The organism is Pseudomonas asiatica (genome assembly GCF_009932335.1).
Classification (GTDB): Bacteria; Pseudomonadota; Gammaproteobacteria; order Pseudomonadales; family Pseudomonadaceae; genus Aquipseudomonas; species Aquipseudomonas asiatica.
The window spans coordinates 2,269,871-2,286,891 of record NZ_BLJF01000001.1 but is presented as its reverse complement, the minus strand read 5'-3'; the positions used below and the strand labels follow the sequence as shown (position 1 = coordinate 2,286,891).

Annotated in this window: 12 protein-coding genes; 4 read left to right on the top strand and 8 right to left on the bottom strand. The window is 64.0% G+C overall.

Annotated elements, in window-relative coordinates; all coding sequences use genetic code 11:
- From GYA95_RS10650 to gspG, 7 genes are all read right to left on the bottom strand, one after another.
- Window positions 1–1,617 (bottom strand): response regulator, encoded by a 1,617-nt coding sequence (locus GYA95_RS10650; protein ID WP_015270544.1) that lies wholly within the window; start codon window positions 1,615–1,617, stop codon window positions 1–3.
- Between the two features lie 80 nt (window positions 1,618–1,697).
- Window positions 1,698–2,753 carry a tetratricopeptide repeat protein gene (locus GYA95_RS10645; protein WP_015270543.1) on the bottom strand — a complete coding sequence of 352 codons (1,056 nt, stop codon included), beginning with the start codon at window positions 2,751–2,753 and terminating at the stop codon, window positions 1,698–1,700.
- Between the two features lie 276 nt (window positions 2,754–3,029).
- Window positions 3,030–4,445: an efflux transporter outer membrane subunit gene (locus GYA95_RS10640; protein ID WP_015270542.1), complete on the bottom strand. Its 1,416-nt coding sequence runs from the start codon at window positions 4,443–4,445 to the stop codon at window positions 3,030–3,032.
- Complete coding sequence (locus tag GYA95_RS10635) at window positions 4,442–7,621, bottom strand: efflux RND transporter permease subunit (protein WP_015270541.1); 3,180 nt, start codon at window positions 7,619–7,621, stop codon at window positions 4,442–4,444. Before GYA95_RS10635 ends, GYA95_RS10640 begins: the two co-directional genes overlap by 4 nt.
- 12 nt (window positions 7,622–7,633) lie before the next feature.
- Window positions 7,634–8,875 (bottom strand): multidrug efflux RND transporter periplasmic adaptor subunit MexE, encoded by a 1,242-nt coding sequence (gene mexE / locus GYA95_RS10630; RefSeq protein ID WP_015270540.1) that lies wholly within the window; start codon window positions 8,873–8,875, stop codon window positions 7,634–7,636.
- 169 nt (window positions 8,876–9,044) lie between these two features.
- On the bottom strand, window positions 9,045–10,235 hold the full coding sequence (locus tag GYA95_RS10625; RefSeq protein ID WP_015270539.1) for a type II secretion system F family protein: 1,191 nt from the start codon (window positions 10,233–10,235) through the stop codon (window positions 9,045–9,047).
- 11 nt (window positions 10,236–10,246) lie between these two features.
- The gene (gspG, locus tag GYA95_RS10620) at window positions 10,247–10,672 is read right to left on the bottom strand and encodes a type II secretion system major pseudopilin GspG (protein WP_015270538.1); all 426 of its coding nucleotides are present in this window, start codon (window positions 10,670–10,672) and stop codon (window positions 10,247–10,249) included.
- Between the two features lie 186 nt (window positions 10,673–10,858).
- Here gspG and GYA95_RS10615 point away from each other — a divergent pair, with 186 nt between their 5' ends.
- The 4 genes from GYA95_RS10615 (at window position 10,859) to GYA95_RS10600 (ending at window position 16,446) form a co-directional block, all read left to right on the top strand.
- Complete coding sequence (locus GYA95_RS10615) at window positions 10,859–11,443, top strand: lytic transglycosylase domain-containing protein (RefSeq protein WP_015270537.1); 585 nt, start codon at window positions 10,859–10,861, stop codon at window positions 11,441–11,443.
- Between the two features lie 355 nt (window positions 11,444–11,798).
- Window positions 11,799–13,259, top strand: coding sequence for a sensor histidine kinase (locus tag GYA95_RS10610; RefSeq protein ID WP_015270536.1), 1,461 nt, complete (start codon window positions 11,799–11,801; stop codon window positions 13,257–13,259).
- Window positions 13,260–13,556: 297 nt separating this feature from the next.
- Window positions 13,557–15,050, top strand: a complete 1,494-nt coding sequence (locus GYA95_RS10605; protein ID WP_015270535.1) for a sensor histidine kinase — start codon at window positions 13,557–13,559, stop codon at window positions 15,048–15,050.
- A complete protein-coding gene (locus tag GYA95_RS10600; RefSeq protein ID WP_015270534.1) occupies window positions 15,019–16,446 on the top strand; it encodes a sigma-54-dependent transcriptional regulator in 1,428 nt (475 codons plus the stop codon). Before GYA95_RS10605 ends, GYA95_RS10600 begins: the two co-directional genes overlap by 32 nt.
- 219 nt (window positions 16,447–16,665) lie before the next feature.
- Here the strand turns inward: GYA95_RS10600 and GYA95_RS10595 are convergent, their stop codons facing one another.
- A complete protein-coding gene (locus GYA95_RS10595) occupies window positions 16,666–16,959 on the bottom strand; it encodes a hypothetical protein (protein ID WP_015270533.1) in 294 nt (97 codons plus the stop codon).
- Window positions 16,960–17,021 lie beyond the last annotated feature (62 nt).

Here is a 17,021-nt window from a genome sequence, read left to right as displayed (position 1 = left end):
TCAGGGCTTGCCCAGTATCTGGGTCACCTGGGCCTGCAGCTGCTTCAGCTCGAAGGGCTTGCTGATCAGGTGCATCCCCGCCTCCAGGAAGCCCTCGCGGGCCATGGCGGTTTCTGCATAGCCGGTGATGAACAGTACTGGCAAGCGTGGGCGCAGGTTGCGGGCAATCTCGGCCAACTGGCGGCCATTCATGCCGGGCAAGCCGACATCGCTGATCAGCAGATCCACCGGTTGTGTCGAACGCAGTACCTTAAGGCCCTCATTGGCGTCGGCGGCACTGTGGCAGGCGAAGCCATCCTCGCGCAGGGCCTGGCAGAGCAATTGGCGTACATGGGGGTCGTCCTCGACTACCAGCACGTGATGGCCCTGGTAACCTCGCACGGGTTGTACGGGTTTGACCGGTGCCTGGCCCTGGTCGACGTGGCGCGGCAGATAAAGGTCCACCCGGGTCCCTTGGCCGATCTGGCTGTGCAGGGTGACATGTCCTTGGGATTGCTTGCTGAAGCCGTAAACCATCGACAGGCCAAGGCCGATGCCCTGGCCGATCGCCTTGGTGCTGAAGAACGGTTCGAAGGCATGCTCCAGCGTGCTTTGCGCCATGCCCTGGCCGTCATCGATGACTCGCAGGCGTACATAGTCGCCGGCGCACAGGGCACCGCCAGCGAATTGCCCGGCGCCGATGTGCTGGTTACTTGCCTCGATGCGCAGCTGACCGCCATTGGGCATGGCTTCGCAGGCATTGATCAACAGGTTGTCGAGGGCCTCCTGCAACTGTTGGTCATCGGCTTCGACCGACCACAGGTTCTTGGCGATTTGCACCTGCAGGGTCACGGTCGGGGTCACGCAAGCCTTCAGGCGTTTTGCCTGGAGCAGGTCGTGCAGGTCGACCTGCTGGGTGTGCAGCGATTGCCGAGAAGAGAAGGCCAGCAGGCGGTGGGTCAGGCGCGCGGCGCGTGACACCGCCTCGCGGCCCATGCGCAGCACGTTGTCCAGGCCATCGCTGCGACCCTGGCGCAAGCGCCGGTCAATCAGCTCGAAGCTGCCACCAATGCTGGTGAGCAGGTTGTTGAAGTCGTGGGCGACCCCCCCGGCCAGTTGGCCGATGGCCTCCATCTTGCGCGTCTGGTGGCGTACGAACTCGCTGCGTTGCTGCTCTTCGCCGGGAGGTGCGGCCTTGGCGTCAAGGCGTTGCTGCAGGTCTTGCAACTGGTCGCGTGCCAGATACTGCCGACGCCGGTTGCGCAGGGCGGACTGGGTCATGCGCAGCAGCTGGGCGTTTTCGAATGGTGCGACCAGCAGGACCAGGTTGCCCACCGGGAGGTTGGTCGAGCCCTTGGCCGCTTGGCTCCCTTGACCGAGCAGCACGATGGGCAGGTCCGACCAGCACGGTTGCTGGTCGATGAATTCTTGCAGCAATGCACTTGGGCCCTGTTTGAACGCTTGCTCGGCAATGATCGCCAGGCCTGCGCCTTCGGCCAGGCAGGCTTGCAGGTTGGCCAGGTCGACCGCGCACAGGCTGTCGATGCCCGCAGAAGCGAGCAGGCGAGCAGTATCTGCGGCTATTGGCGGGGGCGCCAGGATCAATGCACGTTCGTCCAGCGCCAACGAACTGGCCAAAACGACTCTCCTGCAGGGTGGTCTGATATCCACTGGACCTTGGGCACAGCCCCAGGGTTCAACAAATTTTCGGACGTTGCCTACAGGCCCTGTTGCAGCACGGGGTCGTCCGGGTTCTGCCGCTCCAGTTCTGCCAGCAGTACCTGCACGTTCTGCAACTGGCCGGTTTCCTTCCAATACTTAATCAGCAACACCCGTGCCCGGCGATTGGCCGGCTGGCGGCTGAGCACGGTTTCCAGTTGCTTTTGTGCGGCGTCGAGTTGTTCCAGTTCATGCAGGGTGACTGCCAGTGTATAGCGGTAGTCGGCGTTGTCCGGGTCCAGCTCGACCGCGCGGGACAAGGCCAGCAAGGCGTATTCGCGCTGCTCGTGGCGGTTCAGCCAGAGCCCCAGTTCGTACTGTAGAAAGGCCGAATCGGGGCTTAGCGCCAGGGCTTTGCCCAGTATCTGACGCGAGGCGTCGTGATGGCCCTGGCGCTCCAGCAGGCGTACCTGGGTCGCCAGTGCGTCGAGGTTGCCTGGCGCTACCGCCAGGGCTCGCTGCAGGGCGGTGTCGGCCAGGGTGTAGTCGTTTTCGTGCAGGTAGAGGCGCGCCAGGTGGACCTGGGCGTCGGCGTCTTCGGGTTGTTGCTCGAGTGCCTGCTGGTATTGCTCCAGGGCGACCTGTAGCGGGCCGAAATAAAGGCCGATGTCATCCGGAGCAAGGCCGAGCAGGGCATCTACCGCGGCAAAGCGCACGCTTTGCTCGTCGTCGTCCAGCAGTGGGCCGAGTACCAGGCTGCGCTGCGCCGCCGGCAGCAGGCGGCGAATACCGGCAATGGCTGCACGGCGCACCTGCGGGTCGGCATGCTCGAGGTCCTGACGGGCGAGTTTCAATGCCTGGGGCGAAGGATAGTTTGGCAGTTCGGCATACAAGGCGGCACGGCGAATGGGTGGCAGGTCGGTGCGCTGCAGTTGCTGGTACAGCACCCGTGCTGCGCCGGGTTGGCCCTCATGGGCCTGGCGCAGGGCCTTGGCGTAGCTGTGCGCAGGCAGGGTAGGCGGGGCTGGCGGAGCGTCGCGCCACAGGTAGCCGAACAGGGCCGATACCAGGATCAACAGCAGCAGGGCGATCAGGTAGCGGTTGCGTCTGGGCATCGGACGATCCGGGGCGACGGGAAGGGCAGAGCTTGGGCTAGCCGGGGGGTAAATGCAACCGAGTGAGGGTTGCGTGGTGCCTGCCTCGGGTTCTGCGGTGGGGCATAAATCGAGCGCCGCCCGCGCGGCGCTCGGTCTCACAGGCAATGAAAATGTTGTGGCGAACACCCACCCCGAAACACACTTCCAAAAACATAAAAAAGCCCCACGGACCAAGGCCTGCGGGGCAAACGGTTGGGGGAGGGGCCAACCAAAGGAGTCGTTGAAACGGGTGTATCAGCGCGCGCTGGCTACGGTCTCCGGTTGCCAACCGCCGCCCAGGGCCTTGTAGATGGAGACGATGCCCCGGTACAACTCGACTTCACCCTGGGCCTGCGCATCTTCAGCGCTCAGCCGCTCACGCTCGGCATCGAGCAGCACCAGGTAATCCACCGTACCCTCGCGATAGCGAATCGAGGCCAGTTCCGCCGCCTTGCGGCTGGCGTCGCTCTGGCGCATCAGCGACAGCAGCCGCTGTTGGGTCTTGTCGTAGTCGCTGAAGGCGTTGGCCGATTCTTCCAGGGCCAGCAACACCTGCTGTTCATAGTTGGCCAGTGCCCCCTCGGCATCGGCCTTGGCACCGCGCAGTCGGGCGCGCACGCTGCCCAGGTCGAAGGCGGCCCACGTTATGCTCGGGCCCAGCGCCCAGGCATTGGCTGCCGAGGAGCCTATCTGCGAACCACGTGCAGCAGTAAAGCCGAGGAAGCCACTGAGGCTGACGCGCGGGAACAAATCGGCCGTGGCCACGCCAACGTTGGCGGTGGCAGCCGCCAGCTGGCGTTCGGCGCTGCGGATGTCCGGGCGGCGGCGCAGCAGTTCTCCCGGGTCACCCACCGGTAGCGCCTTGGCGATGGCCGGCAGGGCCTTGGGCGACAGGTCGACGCTGAGCGCCTCGGGGCGCTGACCGAGCAGGGTGGCGATGCGATGCCGGGCCCGTGCCTGTTCCGCCTGCAGTTGCGGCACGGTGGCTTCGACCCCGGCCAGGCGCGCGTCGGCCCGCACCACATCAAGGTCGTTGCCCACGCCGGCATCGCGCAGGGTTTCGGTGATGGCCCGCGATTCCTGCTGGGTCTTGAGGTTGGCCAGGGCGATCTTCTCGCGCAACTGCGCGCCACGCAGCTGGCCGTAAGCATCCACCAGTTCGGCGATCAGGCTGACCTGCAGCTGCTGCAGGTCGGCCGCGGCTACTGCTTCCTGGGCTTCGCTGGCTTCGATCTGGCGCTGGATGCGGCCGAACAGGTCAAGCTCCCAGGCCATGTCCAGGCCCAGGTCGTAGCGCTCACTGTTTACCCGCTGCGTGGTCTGGCCGGGGATCTGGCCCTTGCCGATGTCGCTGCTGGCGCGGCTGGTGACCACCGGAAACTGATCGTTTTCCGCGTCTTCACGGATCGAACGGGCCGACTTCAGGCGGGCGAAGGCCACGCGCAGGTCACGGTTGCCATCCAGCGAAGCCTGCACCAGCTGGTTCAGCACCGGGTCGTCGAACTGCTTCCACCACAGGCTTTCGAAACGGCTACGGTCGTAGGCCTTGGCCTGTATGTCGCTGGCCAGCTGCGCGGGCTCGGTGGCCGGTGCCTGGTAGTCCGGGCCTACTGCACAGGCCGCCAGGGCGAGCGCCAGCAAGCTCGGGGTCAAGGGTTTGAGCAGGTTCATGCATGGCTCTCCAGCGATTGGGCGCGTTCGGCCTTGCGGGCCTGGCGACGCTCGACGAAACGGCGAATCAGGAAGAAGAACACCGGGGTCAGGAACAGGCCGAACACGGTAACCCCGATCATTCCCGAGAACACCGCCACACCCATGGCATGGCGCATTTCAGAACCTGCACCGGAGCTGAACACCAGTGGAACCACACCCATGATGAAGGCGATCGAGGTCATCAGGATCGGCCGCAGGCGCAGGCGGCAGGCTTCCAGTACCGCAGCCAGCGGGTCGAGCCCCTTGGCCTGTTCGTCCTTGGCGAACTCGACGATCAGGATCGCGTTCTTGCACGCCAGGCCCACCAGTACGATCAGGCCGATCTGGGTGAAGATGTTGTTGTCACCCCCCGACACGATCACCCCGGTGATGGCCGACAACAGGGTCATCGGCACGATCAGGATCACTGCCAGCGGCAGGCTCCAGCTTTCGTACTGGGCGGCAAGCACCAGGAAGGCCAGCAGCACGCACAGTGGGAACACGAACAGCGCGGTATTGCCTGAAAGGATCTGCTGGTAGGTCAGGTCGGTCCACTCGAAGGTCATGCCGTTGGGCAGTTCCTCCTTCAGCAGCTTCTCGATGGCAGCTTCGGCCTGGCCGGAGCTGTAGCCCGGTGCCGCGGCGCCGTTGATCTCGGCGGTGATGAAACCGTTGTAGTGCATCACCCGGTCAGGCCCGGAGGTGTCGCTGACCTTGAGGAAGGTCGCCAGCGGGATCATCTCGCCGAGGTTGTTGCGCACCTTCAGCTGGCCGATCTGCTCGGCATCGAGGCGGAACTGCTGCTCGGCCTGGACGTTGACCTGATAGGTACGGCCAAAGCGGTTGAAGTCGTTGGTGTACAGCGAGCCCAGGTAGACCTGCAGGGTGTCGAAGATGTCGGTGATCGCCACGCCGTGGGTCTTGGCCTTTTCCCGGTCGATGGCGGCATCGACCTGGGGCACGTTGACCTGGTAGCTGGTGAACAGGCCCGCCAGTTCCGGCACGTTGTGGCTCTTGGCGATGATGTTCTGGGTTTCCTTGTACAGCGCCTCGTAGCCCAGGTTGCCACGGTCTTCGATCTGCAGACGGAAGCCGCCGATGGTGCCCAGGCCTTGTACCGGCGGTGGCGGGAAGATCGCGATGTAGGCGTCCTGGATGTCGGCGAACTGGGCATTCAGCGCAGCCGCGATGGCCGCCGCCGACTGGCTCGGGTCCTTGCGCTCGTCGAAGGGTTTGAGCGGGGTGAACACGATGCCGCTGTTCGGGCTGTTGGTGAAACCGTTGATCGACAGGCCTGGGAAGGCTACCGAGTCGGCGACGCCAGGCTGCTTCAGGGCGATTTCGCTCATGCGCTTGATCACCGCTTCGGTGCGATCGAGGCTGGCCGCGTCAGGCAGCTGGGCGAACGCCACCAGGTACTGCTTGTCCTGGGCCGGCACGAAACCGGTCGGGGTGGACGAGAAGCCGAGGTAGGTCAGGCCCATCAGGCCGGCATAGACGAACAGGGCGATGCCGCTGGAGCGGATGACCCGACGCACGCCGCCGACGTAGCGGCTGGAAGCGCGGTCGAAGAAGCGGTTGAACGGGGCGAACAGCCAGCTGCCCAGCAGTTTTTCAAGTAACCGCGAGAAGCGGTCCTTGGGTGCATGGTGGTCCTTCAGCAGCACGGCAGCCAGGGCCGGCGACAGGGTCAGCGAGTTGAACGCCGAGATCACGGTCGAGATCGCGATGGTCAGGGCGAACTGCTTGTAGAACTGCCCGGTCAGGCCGGAAATGAACGCAGCAGGTACGAACACCGCGCACAGCACCAGGGCGGTGGCGATGATCGGGCCGGTCACTTCGCCCATGGCCTTTTGCGTGGCTTCCAGCGGTTTCAGGCCCAGGCCGATGTTGCGCTCGACGTTCTCCACCACGACGATGGCATCGTCCACCACGATACCGATGGCCAGGACCAGGCCGAACAATGACAGCGCGTTGAGCGAGAAGCCGAACAGGTGCATCACGGCAAAGGTACCGATCAGCGATACCGGCACGGCCATCAGCGGGATGATCGAGGCACGCCAGGTCTGCAGGAACAGGATGACGACCAGCACCACCAGCACCAGCGCTTCGAACAGGGTGTGTACCACGGCTTCGATGGAACCACGGACGAACACGGTCGGGTCATAGACGATGCTGTAGTCCATGCCCTCGGGGAAGTCCTTCTTCAGCTCGGCCATCTTCGCCCGCACTTCGTCGGAGATCTCGATGGCGTTGGAGCCTGGGCGCTGGAAGATCGGAATGGCCACCGCCGGCTGGTTGTTCAGCAGCGAACGCAGGGCGTACTGGCTGGAGCCGAGTTCGACCCGGGCGATGTCCTTCAGGCGGGTGATTTCGCCATCGGCACCGGCGCGGATGATGATGTTCTCGAACTCTTCCTCATTGACCAGGCGACCCTGGGTGTTGATCGACAGCTGGAAGCTGGTCGAACCGGGGGCGGGTGGGGCGCCCAACTGGCCGGCGGCCACCTGGCGGTTCTGCTCGCGGATTGCAGCCACCACATCACTGGCGGTGAGGTTGCGCGAAGCGGTCTTGTTCGGGTCCAGCCACACGCGCAGCGAGTAGTCGCCCATGCCGAACAGCTGCACATCGCCCACGCCGCCCAGGCGCGCCAGCTCGTCCTTGATGTTGAGGATGGCGTAGTTGGACAGGTAGAGCATGTCGTAGCGGTTGTCCGGCGAGGTAAGGTGCACGACCATGGTCAGGTCGGGCGAGGCCTTGTCGACCGTGATACCAATGCGGGTCACTTCCTCGGGCAGCTTGGGCTGGGTACGGGTGACGCGGTTCTGCACCTGCACCTGGGCGTTGTCCAGGTCGGTGCCCAGAGCGAAGGTGATGGTCAGCGTCAGCTTGCCGTCAGCGGTGGACTGGGAAGACATGTACAGCATGTTCTCCACGCCGGTAATCGCCTGCTCCAGTGGCGCGGCGACGGTTTCGCCGATGACCTTGGGGTTGGCGCCTGGGAAGTTGGCGCGCACCACCACGGTGGGCGGCACCACTTCGGGGTATTCGCTGATCGGCAGCTGGAACAGCGAGATCGAACCCGCGATCAGCAGCACCAGCGACAGCACCGCGGCGAAGATTGGCCGGGTAATGAAGAATTTCGAGAAGTTCATCGGTGTGGTCCCTTAACCGCGTGGCGCCTGGGCGCTGGCGACTTTCACGTTGTTGCCCGCCACCTTCGGCGCCGGGTTGCTGGCCTCCAGGGCCTGGCGCTGCTGGGCGAGGGCGGCGAGGGTCTGTTCGCTGGCCATCGGTGTCTCTTCCGGGGTGACCGGTGAGCCAGGGCGCACACGCTGCAGGCCCTTGACCACGATGCGGTCGTCCTTGCCCAGGCCGCTGCGCACGATGCGCAGGCCTTCCAGCTTCGGCCCCAGCTCCACGGCGCGGTAGGCGGCCTTGTTGTCCTTGTCCATGACCAGCACGAACTTCTTGCCAAGGTCGGTGCCCACGGCTTCGTCGTTGATCAGCACGGCCTGGTACTGGGCGCTGCCCACCAGCTTCAGGCGTGCATACAGGCCTGGGGTGAACTGGCCGTCGCTGTTGTCGAACACCGCACGGCCACGGATGGTGCCGGTGCGCGGGTTGACCTGGTTGTCGACGAAGTTCATCTGGCCCAGGTGCGGGTTGCCGGTTTCGTTGGTCAGGCCCAGGTACACCGGGGTGCTCTGGCCGCGCTGGCCTTCGCGGGCCAGCTGGGTGTACTTGAGGTACACGCGCTCGTCGGCGTCGAAGTAGGCGTAGACCTTGTCGGTGGAGACCACGCTGGTCAGCGGGGTGACATCGGCGGTGACGATGTTGCCGGCGGTGAACTGGGCGCGGCTGACACGGCCGCTGATGGGCGCGGTGACACGGGTGAAGCTGAGGTTCAGGCGTGCCAGGTCGAGCTGGGCCTGGATCGCGTCGACCCCGGCGCGGGCTTCGGCGGCGGCGCTGCTACGCGATTCGGCCAGTTCTGCGGAAATGGCGTTGCTGTCACGCAGGCGTTCGCCACGGCGGGCTTCGTTGGCGCTGCGAATGGCGGTGGCCTTGGCCTGCTGCAGTTGGGCTTCGAGGCGGCGGACCTCTGCCTGGAACGGGCGTGGGTCGATCTGGAACAGCAGGTCGCCTTTCTTGACCTGGGCGCCTTCGGTGAAGGCCACCAGGTCGATCTGGCCGGACACCCGTGGGCGTACCTCGACGGTTTCCGGGGCTTCGAGGCGGCCGGTGAACTCGTCCCATTCATTGATCGGTTGCTCGATCACCTTGGCCACGCTGACCTTCGGCGCGGTGGGAGCCTGCACTGCGTCTGGGGTTCGGCCACAAGCGCTGATCACCACCACTGCCAGGGCAGCGAGGGGGAAGCGCAAGGGTTTGAATGATTGTTCCATGGAGAACTCCGCCAATGTATTAGTAGTGGGCGGAGTGTGAGTGTCTTGCGCGTGAGGCACGAATCGAACGGGACGAAGGTTATTATCACGATGAATGATATGAGCAGATCATTCATCGATTGCAGACATGGCCAGCTCGGTCGTGGGCTTTCATCCTGGGCCTGAGATTTCAGTGAATGCTCGAGGCCAGTTCGAAGATCGGCATGTACATCAGGATCACGATCAGGCCGATCAGCAGGCCGATGAAGGTCATCAGCAGCGGTTCGAACAGCTTGACGAACCATTCCACCCAGCGGCCGATTTCCTGGTCATGGAAGTCGGCGCAGCGCTCCAGCATCTCGCCCAGGTTGCCGGACTGCTCGCCGGCGCGCAGCAGGCGCAACGATACCGGCGTCACCAGTTGCCCGGCCTCCAGTGCATCGGACAGCGGCAACCCTTCGGCGACCCGCTGGCTGGCGTGCTCCAGGCCCTCGGCCGCCGCGCTGCCGAGCAGGCCGCGGGCCATGCCCATGGCGGTGAGGATGGGGATACCGCCTTGCAGCAGGATTCCCAACGAGCGATAGAAGCGCGCCAGTTCGTACATCATCAGGCGTTGGTGAAGTGCCGGCAGGCGCCGCAGCTGGCAGGCTGCCCAGCGCCGTACCCATGGCTGGCGGCGCAGCAGCCACAGCGCAGTGGCCGCACCGAGGGCGCCCAATGCCAGCGGTAGTTGCTGGGCATGCAGGAACAGCCCGATCTGCATCAGCAGCCGAGACAGCCAGGGCAACTCGGTGCCCATGCCCTCGAACACCTGGCTGAAACGCGGCACCACGTAGCCAAGCAGGAACAGCACCACGCCACCGCCCACCAGCAATAGCAGCATCGGGTAGACCGAGGCACCCACCAGCTTCTGCCGGACCAGGTCCAGGCGCTGGCGGTAGCTTATGTAGCGGGCGAGGGCGTCGCCGAGCGCGCCGGTACGCTCGCTGGACTGCACCAGCGCCACGTATAACGGCGGGAACACCCGTGGCTGTTGGCCCAGGGCCTGGGACAGCGAGCGGCCTTCGTACAGTTGGCGGACCAGTTCGGCGAGCACTTTGCGCGCTGCGGCTGCGGGGGCCTTTTCCGCCAGGCTTTCCAGCGCGTCGATCAGCGGCAGGCCGGCGTTGAGCAGGGTCGAAAGTTCCTGGCTGAACAGCACCAGGTCAAAGCTTGCTTCGCGGCGCCAGGCCATGCCGCGCAAGGCGCTGCCGTGGCCACGCAGGCTGAGCACGCGCAAGCCCTGGTCCTCGACCTGGCGGCGGGCCTGGTCGGCGTCCTCGGCGTCGATCTGCAACTGCACCACACCCTGCCTGCCCAGGGCCTTGAGGCTGTAGCGCATGGCCGTTCTCCCTACTGCCAACTGGTGATTTCGGCGTTTTCCCCGTCGCCACCGGGCTGGCCGTCCTTGCCCATCGACAGCAGGTCGTACTCGCCGCCGTTCTCGCCGGGTTGCCGGTAGATGTATGCGCGGCCCCACGGGTCTTGCGGCACGGCCTTCTGCAGGTACGGGCCGGTCCAGCGCGCTTCGCCATTGGGGGCGACCACCAGGGCCTGCAGGCCCTGCTCACTGCTGGGGTAGTGGCCGACTTCCAGGCGGTACAGGTCCAGGGCCTTGCTCAGCCCCTCTATCTGCGCCCGGGCCACCTTGGCTTCGGAGCGGCCGAGCTGGCTGAAGTACTTGGGCGCGACGATACCGGCCAACAGGCCGAGCACCACCAGCACCACCAAAAGTTCGAGCAGGGTGAAGCCACGTTGAGGGTTGGATCTGCGCTGCATGGTGAAGCCCTCCGCTGCATGGGGACAAGCTTTTGCAGGCTCCATGCAACAGCCGTGCACGCCTGCGCTGGCGCCTTGCACCATGCGGCACGCGAAGCGGCACAGTGCTTGCGTCGTGGTCATCGACCCCGGGTTTTCCGGGGTATATCCCCCAACATCGGGGGAGACCACGAAGAGGCGACCGACATGCGTGGACTCATTCTCGGTTTGATCTGGCTGGTGGCAGGTGCTGCCCAGGCCGATGTGTACATTTCCATCGACGCCAAAGGCAGCTACATACTGACCAACGTCCATCGACCCGGGCGCCTCTATGAAACGGTGATCAGCGAGCCTAAGGCCCAGGCCGGCCCGGCCAACGCGCAGCTCATCACCGGCCGCCCCTACGCCAAGCTGGTCGCCGCCGCGGCGCGCACCCACGACGTACCCCCGGCGTTGCTGCATGCGGTGATCAAGGCCGAGTCCGGTTACAACCCCAAGGCGCGTTCGCCAGCGGGCGCGGTGGGGCTGATGCAATTGATGCCGGATACTGCCCGCGAGATGGGCGTGGAAAACCGCCTGGACCCGGAAGACAACGTGCAGGGAGGGGCCCGCTACCTCAAGCGCATGCTCAATTTGTTCGACAATGACATCACCCTGGCCGTGGCGGCGTACAACGCCGGCCCCGAAGCAGTGTTGCGCCGTGGTGCGGTACCGCCGTTCGCCGAGACCCGACGCTATGTGCCCAACGTACTGCGGGAGTACCGCCGCTTGCAGGGGTTGACGGGTGAATAGCCTTTGCAACTTTCATTGTGGGAGATTGCCCATCCCTTTTGGGCTGCGCTGTAGCGCAGAGAACAAATATCGCTCGTCTGACGCGTCCTTTGTAGGAGCAGCCTTGTGCTGCGAAGAGGCCGGTACAAGCAATAGACAGGCTTTGTCAGTACCGGCCTCTTCGCAGCACAAGGCTGCTCCTACAGAACCTCGCCGAACCAATGAGTCATGTATTGTTCTATGAGAGCCGGCATCTGCAGGCGCCCCTCGGCAAGGACAGAAACAATACCCTTCGGCGGATGCCACCAAGCTGACCCGATTGTTTCCCCAACTCTGGGCTATAACCTTCTGAAGGTGCCCAGTTGTGGAGTCCGCCATGGACATCGCCCCTTGTTCCGACGTTATTGAAGGACCCGCCGGTAACGAACTGGCCACCCGACGCAAGCCGTTCAATCTGCTGCGCTGGTACGCCTGGGTCAGCCTGGCCATCATCCTCTCGGTAGCGGTCGGGCTGGGGTTGATTTCCAGCCGCTTCATCGTCGACGAGAGCATCGAGCGCGATGCCTTGCTCACCGCGCAGTTCATCACCTCCATCGCCGATGCCGAAGTGCGCCATGTGTCGATCCCTAATGTGCGCACCATGGGTGAACTGCTTGACCCGCGCATCGACCGCGCCAACCTGCTCGATGTCGACCCGGACGCCCGGCGCAGGGCGCGTGGCGAGTTCCTGGACCACATTGCGCACCTGCCCGACATGCTGCTGGCCAACATCTATGCCCCGGACCGTACGGTGATCTGGTCCAGCAACCCGGCCCTGGTCGGCAAGCTGATCGAAGGCGACGAGGACCTGGAGCAGGCTTTCGAGTACAAGATGCGAGTCTCGGCCAGTTACCACAACTTCGACCAGGCCCGCGTCGAGCAGAAGTTCGTCATCCCACCCGAGCAGTTGTTCATCGAAAACTATATTCCGCTGTTCGATGCCGATGGCGAGCAGGTCACGGCGATGGTCGAGATCTACAAGGAGCCCCATGACCTGATCGTGCGCATCGAGCATGGGCTGATCCTGATCTGGCTGGCGATCACCATCGGTGCCGCGCTGGTCTACGTAGGCCTGTACGGCATCATGCACCGCGCCGCGCGCCTGCTGGCGGTGCAGCAGAAGCGGCTGATCAGCAACGAAACCTACGTGGCGCTGGGCGAGGTGTCCTCGGCGGTGGCCCATAGTCTGCGCAACCCGCTGGCCAGCATCCGTTCCAGTGCCGAGTTGGCCCAGGCGTTCGACGATGGCCCGGCGCAGCGCAACGTCAACGACATCATCAGCCAGGTCGACCGCATGTCGCAGTGGATCCGCCAGATGTTGCAGTCCTTGCGCCCGCTCAACGATGAGGCCGTGGCGGTGGATTTGCCGCTGGCATTGCAGGAAAGCCTGCAGACCTACGCAGTGCCGCTGGCGCGCGGCGGAGTGAGCCTTGACCTGCAACCGATACCGGCAGTGCAGGTGCTGGGGCATCCGGTGTTACTGCGGCAGATCTTCAGCAGCCTGATCGCCAACGCGCTGGAGTCGATGGAGCAGGGTGGGCGGTTGCGTGTCGAGGTGGTGCGTCATGACCGGCGTAACCTGACCCTGCGCCTGTCCGACAACGGCAAAGGCATGACCGAACAGCAGCAGCGCATGGCCTTCCGGCCTTTCTTCACCACCAAGCAGGGTGGGTTGGGCGTGGGCCTGGTGTTGGTGAAACGCATCATGGAACGCTTCGGGGGCAGTGTCCGCCTCAGCAGCAGTGAAGGCCATGGCACCCGGGTTTCGCTGAGTTTCCGACTGGTCAAGGGCTCCTGACTTACATTAATAAATGCTCGTATCTCATTGTTTATAAAGGATTTAAAGTTTTTTGGGTGAATACCCCCAAACGTGGGGGATAGACCTCCAAGTTAATTTAAGATGTGTATGCAAGCTATTGATAATCAAGGATAAATTTAATCGGCATGGTGGCTGGCTGGGTTCTTGCAATGTGACAGGCAGAGCGCAACACACGACAAATGGCGGCTGCGGCTGCACGGGTGGAGTGCTATCAATTGGCTACTATTTGTCGCCTTGATGCATTTCTGAATGGACGCCCTGGGCGGGAAGCACGCGATGCAGATGCTGGATAAAGAAGTTCCTGACAAGGCCAGTACTACCGCCAACGGTGTGGCCGTGCCATTGCGCGAATTCAACCTGCTGCGCTGGTTTTCGGTCATAAGCCTGCTGATCATCGCCTCGGTGGCGGGCGGGCTGGGTTATGTGTCGACGCGTTTCGTGGTGCGCGACAGCGTCGAGCGCGATGCCATGCTCACCGCCCAGTTCATCCAGGCCATGGCCCAGGCCGAAGTACGTCATTCGCAGTTGCCGCCGGGCACCACCATGGGCGAGTTGCTTGACCCGCGCCTGGACCAGCAGCACTTGCAGTTCAACCCGGAGCTGGCCGAATCGACCCGGGTCGAGTTCCTCGACCATGTGGAGCACCTGCCGGACACCTTGCTGGCCAACGTCTATGCCCGCGACCGCACCATTGTCTGGTCGACCAACCGGGAGCTGATCGGCAAGCGAATCGAGGCCGATGGTGACCTGGACCGCGCCTTCCGCTCGCGCAAGACGGTATCGGCCAGCTACCACCAGGCCGAGGATGACCGCGAAGAGCAGAAGTTCCAGCGTGAACCGCGCTTCCTGTTCATCGAGAACTACATCCCGCTGTTCGACAGCCAGGGCGAACAGGTGCTGGCCATGGTGGAAGTCTACAAGGAGCCGCAGGACCTGGTGTGGCGCATCCAGCGCGGTTATGTGCTGATCTGGGCTTCTACCCTGGTGGGCGGGGCGCTGGTCTACTTCGGCCTGTTCTGGATCGTGCGCCGCGCCGCGCAGCTGCTGCACCTGCAGCAGGACCGGCTGGTGGCCAGTGAAACCTATGTGGCCCTGGGCGAGATGTCCTCGGCCGTGGCGCATAGCTTGCGCAACCCGCTGGCCAACATTCGCTCCAGCGCCGAACTGGCTCAGGAAATCGCCAACCCCGCGGCGCAGAAGAACATCACCGACATCATCAGCCAGGTCGACCGCATGTCGCGCTGGGTGCGTGACCTGCTGGTGTCGCTGCGCCCGACCAGTGACGATGCCGAGGCCGTGGACCTGGTGACGGCCATCGAGGACACCCACCTGGCCTTCGCCCAGCAGATCGAACGCAACGGTGTGCACTTCTGCTACGAAGGCCCCCGGTCACAATGGGTGGCCAGCCAGCCGCTACAGCTAACGCAGATTCTCAACACCCTGTTCTCCAATGCCCTGGAAGCCATGCCTGAAGGTGGCATGCTGTGCGCCCAGGTCAATGTGCAGGATGGGCAGCGTGCAGAGTTCGTCCTTAGCGACACCGGCAAGGGCATGAGCCAACAGCAGGAACGGATGGTGTTCAAGCCGTTCTACACCACCAAGCAGGGCGGCCTGGGTGTAGGCCTGGCCCTGGTCAAACGCATCATGGAGCGTTTTGGCGGCTCGGTCAGCCTGAGCAGCCGCGAAGAGGAAGGAACCCGCGTCAGCCTCACATTCAATATCGCAGCGGGAGGGGACCATGGAGCACAGCATCCTGGTAGTCGAGGATGATGAAATTCTCGCCGACAATATTCGCACCTACCTCGGCCTCAAGGGCTTCGAGGTCACCGTGTGCCACAGCGCGGAGCTGGCGCTGGAGCAGATAAAACGGGGCCAGCCCGATGCGGTGCTGACCGACAACTCGCTGCCGGGCATGAGCGGGCACGACCTGCTGCGTACCTTGGTGGCGCAGGTGCCGGACCTGAAAGTGATCATGATGACCGGCTATGGCAACGTGGAAGATGCCGTGCAGGCAATGAAGGAGGGCGCCTTCCATTACCTGACCAAGCCCGTGGTGCTGGCCGAGCTCAAGCTGACCCTGGACAAGGCGCTGGCCGCCGAGCGCATGGAGCGAACGTTGTCGTTCTACCAGGAGCGCGAGGCGCAGAAGTCCGGGTTGCAGGCATTGATCGGCGAATCACCGGCGATGCTCACCCTCAAGCACACCCTGCGCCAAGTGCTGGATGCAGAACGGCGCATGGCCAGCGACGACCTGCCACCGGTGCTGATCGAAGGCGAGACCGGTACCGGCAAGGAGCTGGTGGCCCGCGCCCTGCATTTTGATGGTTCGCGCAGCAAGGGACCGTTCATCGAGTTCAACTGCGCCTCGATCCCGGCCAACCTGCTGGAGGCCGAGCTGTTTGGCCACGAGAAGGGCGCCTTTACCGATGCCAAGGAGCGCAGGGTGGGCCTGGTGGAGGCTGCCGATGGGGGCACCTTGTTCCTCGACGAGATTGGCGAGATGGACCTGGTGCTCCAGGCCAAGCTGCTGAAGTTGCTGGAAGACCGCAGTATCCGCCGGATCGGCGCGGTGAAGGAGCGCAAGGTCGACCTGCGGGTGATCAGCGCTACCAACTGCAACCTGGAGCAGATGGTGCAGCAGGGCAAGTTCCGCCGCGACCTGTTCTTCCGCCTGCGTATCATTGCCCTGAAGGTACCGCGCCTGTATGCCCGCGGGCAGGACGTGCTGCTGCTGGCGCGGCATTTCCTGGCCCATCATGGCCGGCGTTATGGCAAGCCGAACCTGCGCTTTTCCGCCGAAGCGGAAAGCCTGATGCTCGGTTACAGCTGGCCAGGCAACGTGCGCGAACTGCGCAACATGCTGGAGCAGACCGTGCTGCTGGCGCCGAACGAGGTGGTGCAGGCGCACCAGCTCAACCTGTGCATGACCTTGATCGACGAGCCGCTGGTGCAGCAGGCGGCGCCTGCGGTGTTCGAAATGCCTCGGCACGAACCGGAGCCCGGCACCAGCCTGCCGGACATGGAACGTGACCTGGTATGCAAGACCCTGGACCGCACCGACTGGAACGTGACCAAGTCGGCGCGCATGCTCGGGCTGTCGCGGGACATGCTGCGTTACCGGATCGAGAAGCTGGGGCTGACCAGGCCGGACAAGCGCCAGTGGTGAGCAAGGGGCTTGCGGGAGCGGTATTGCCTCGAGGTTGTCGCTGTACCTGTAGGAGCGGCCTTGTGTCGCGAAAGGGCTGCAAAGCAGCCCCAGCAATTTCAACTGTTGCGCATCAATCCTGGGGCCGCGTTGCGGCCCTTTCGCGACACAAGGCCGCTCCTACAGGGATTGCGGCAACTTTTGGAATTTGAGCAAAACAGTTGCATTCAGAGGCATTGATCAACGCTGATTATCGGCTGCTCCCTGCCGCCCGGTACCTTCCGAGCCACTGCCATCCATCCCTGGCAAATCCCGGTTGTCATTCTGTTCAGCAGGCGGGCTGTCCGGGTCGTTGCCCTTTATGCGTGGGTCTGTGTCCCGCGGCAAGGGCTTTTCGATCGGGTTGAGGGTGCTGTCCGCGCCCGGCTTGGGCGCCGGGTTGTGCGGGTCGTCGGGGTAGGTGGGGCCGGTGCCGGCAGCAATGGCCAACGGCGCGGCGAGCAGGGCAATCAGCAGGATGCTTGAGCGGGGCATGGCAGGCTCCTTTGCTTCTGGTAGGGCTGATACTTCCCTTCGGCCCTACCCGAAGCTTCAAG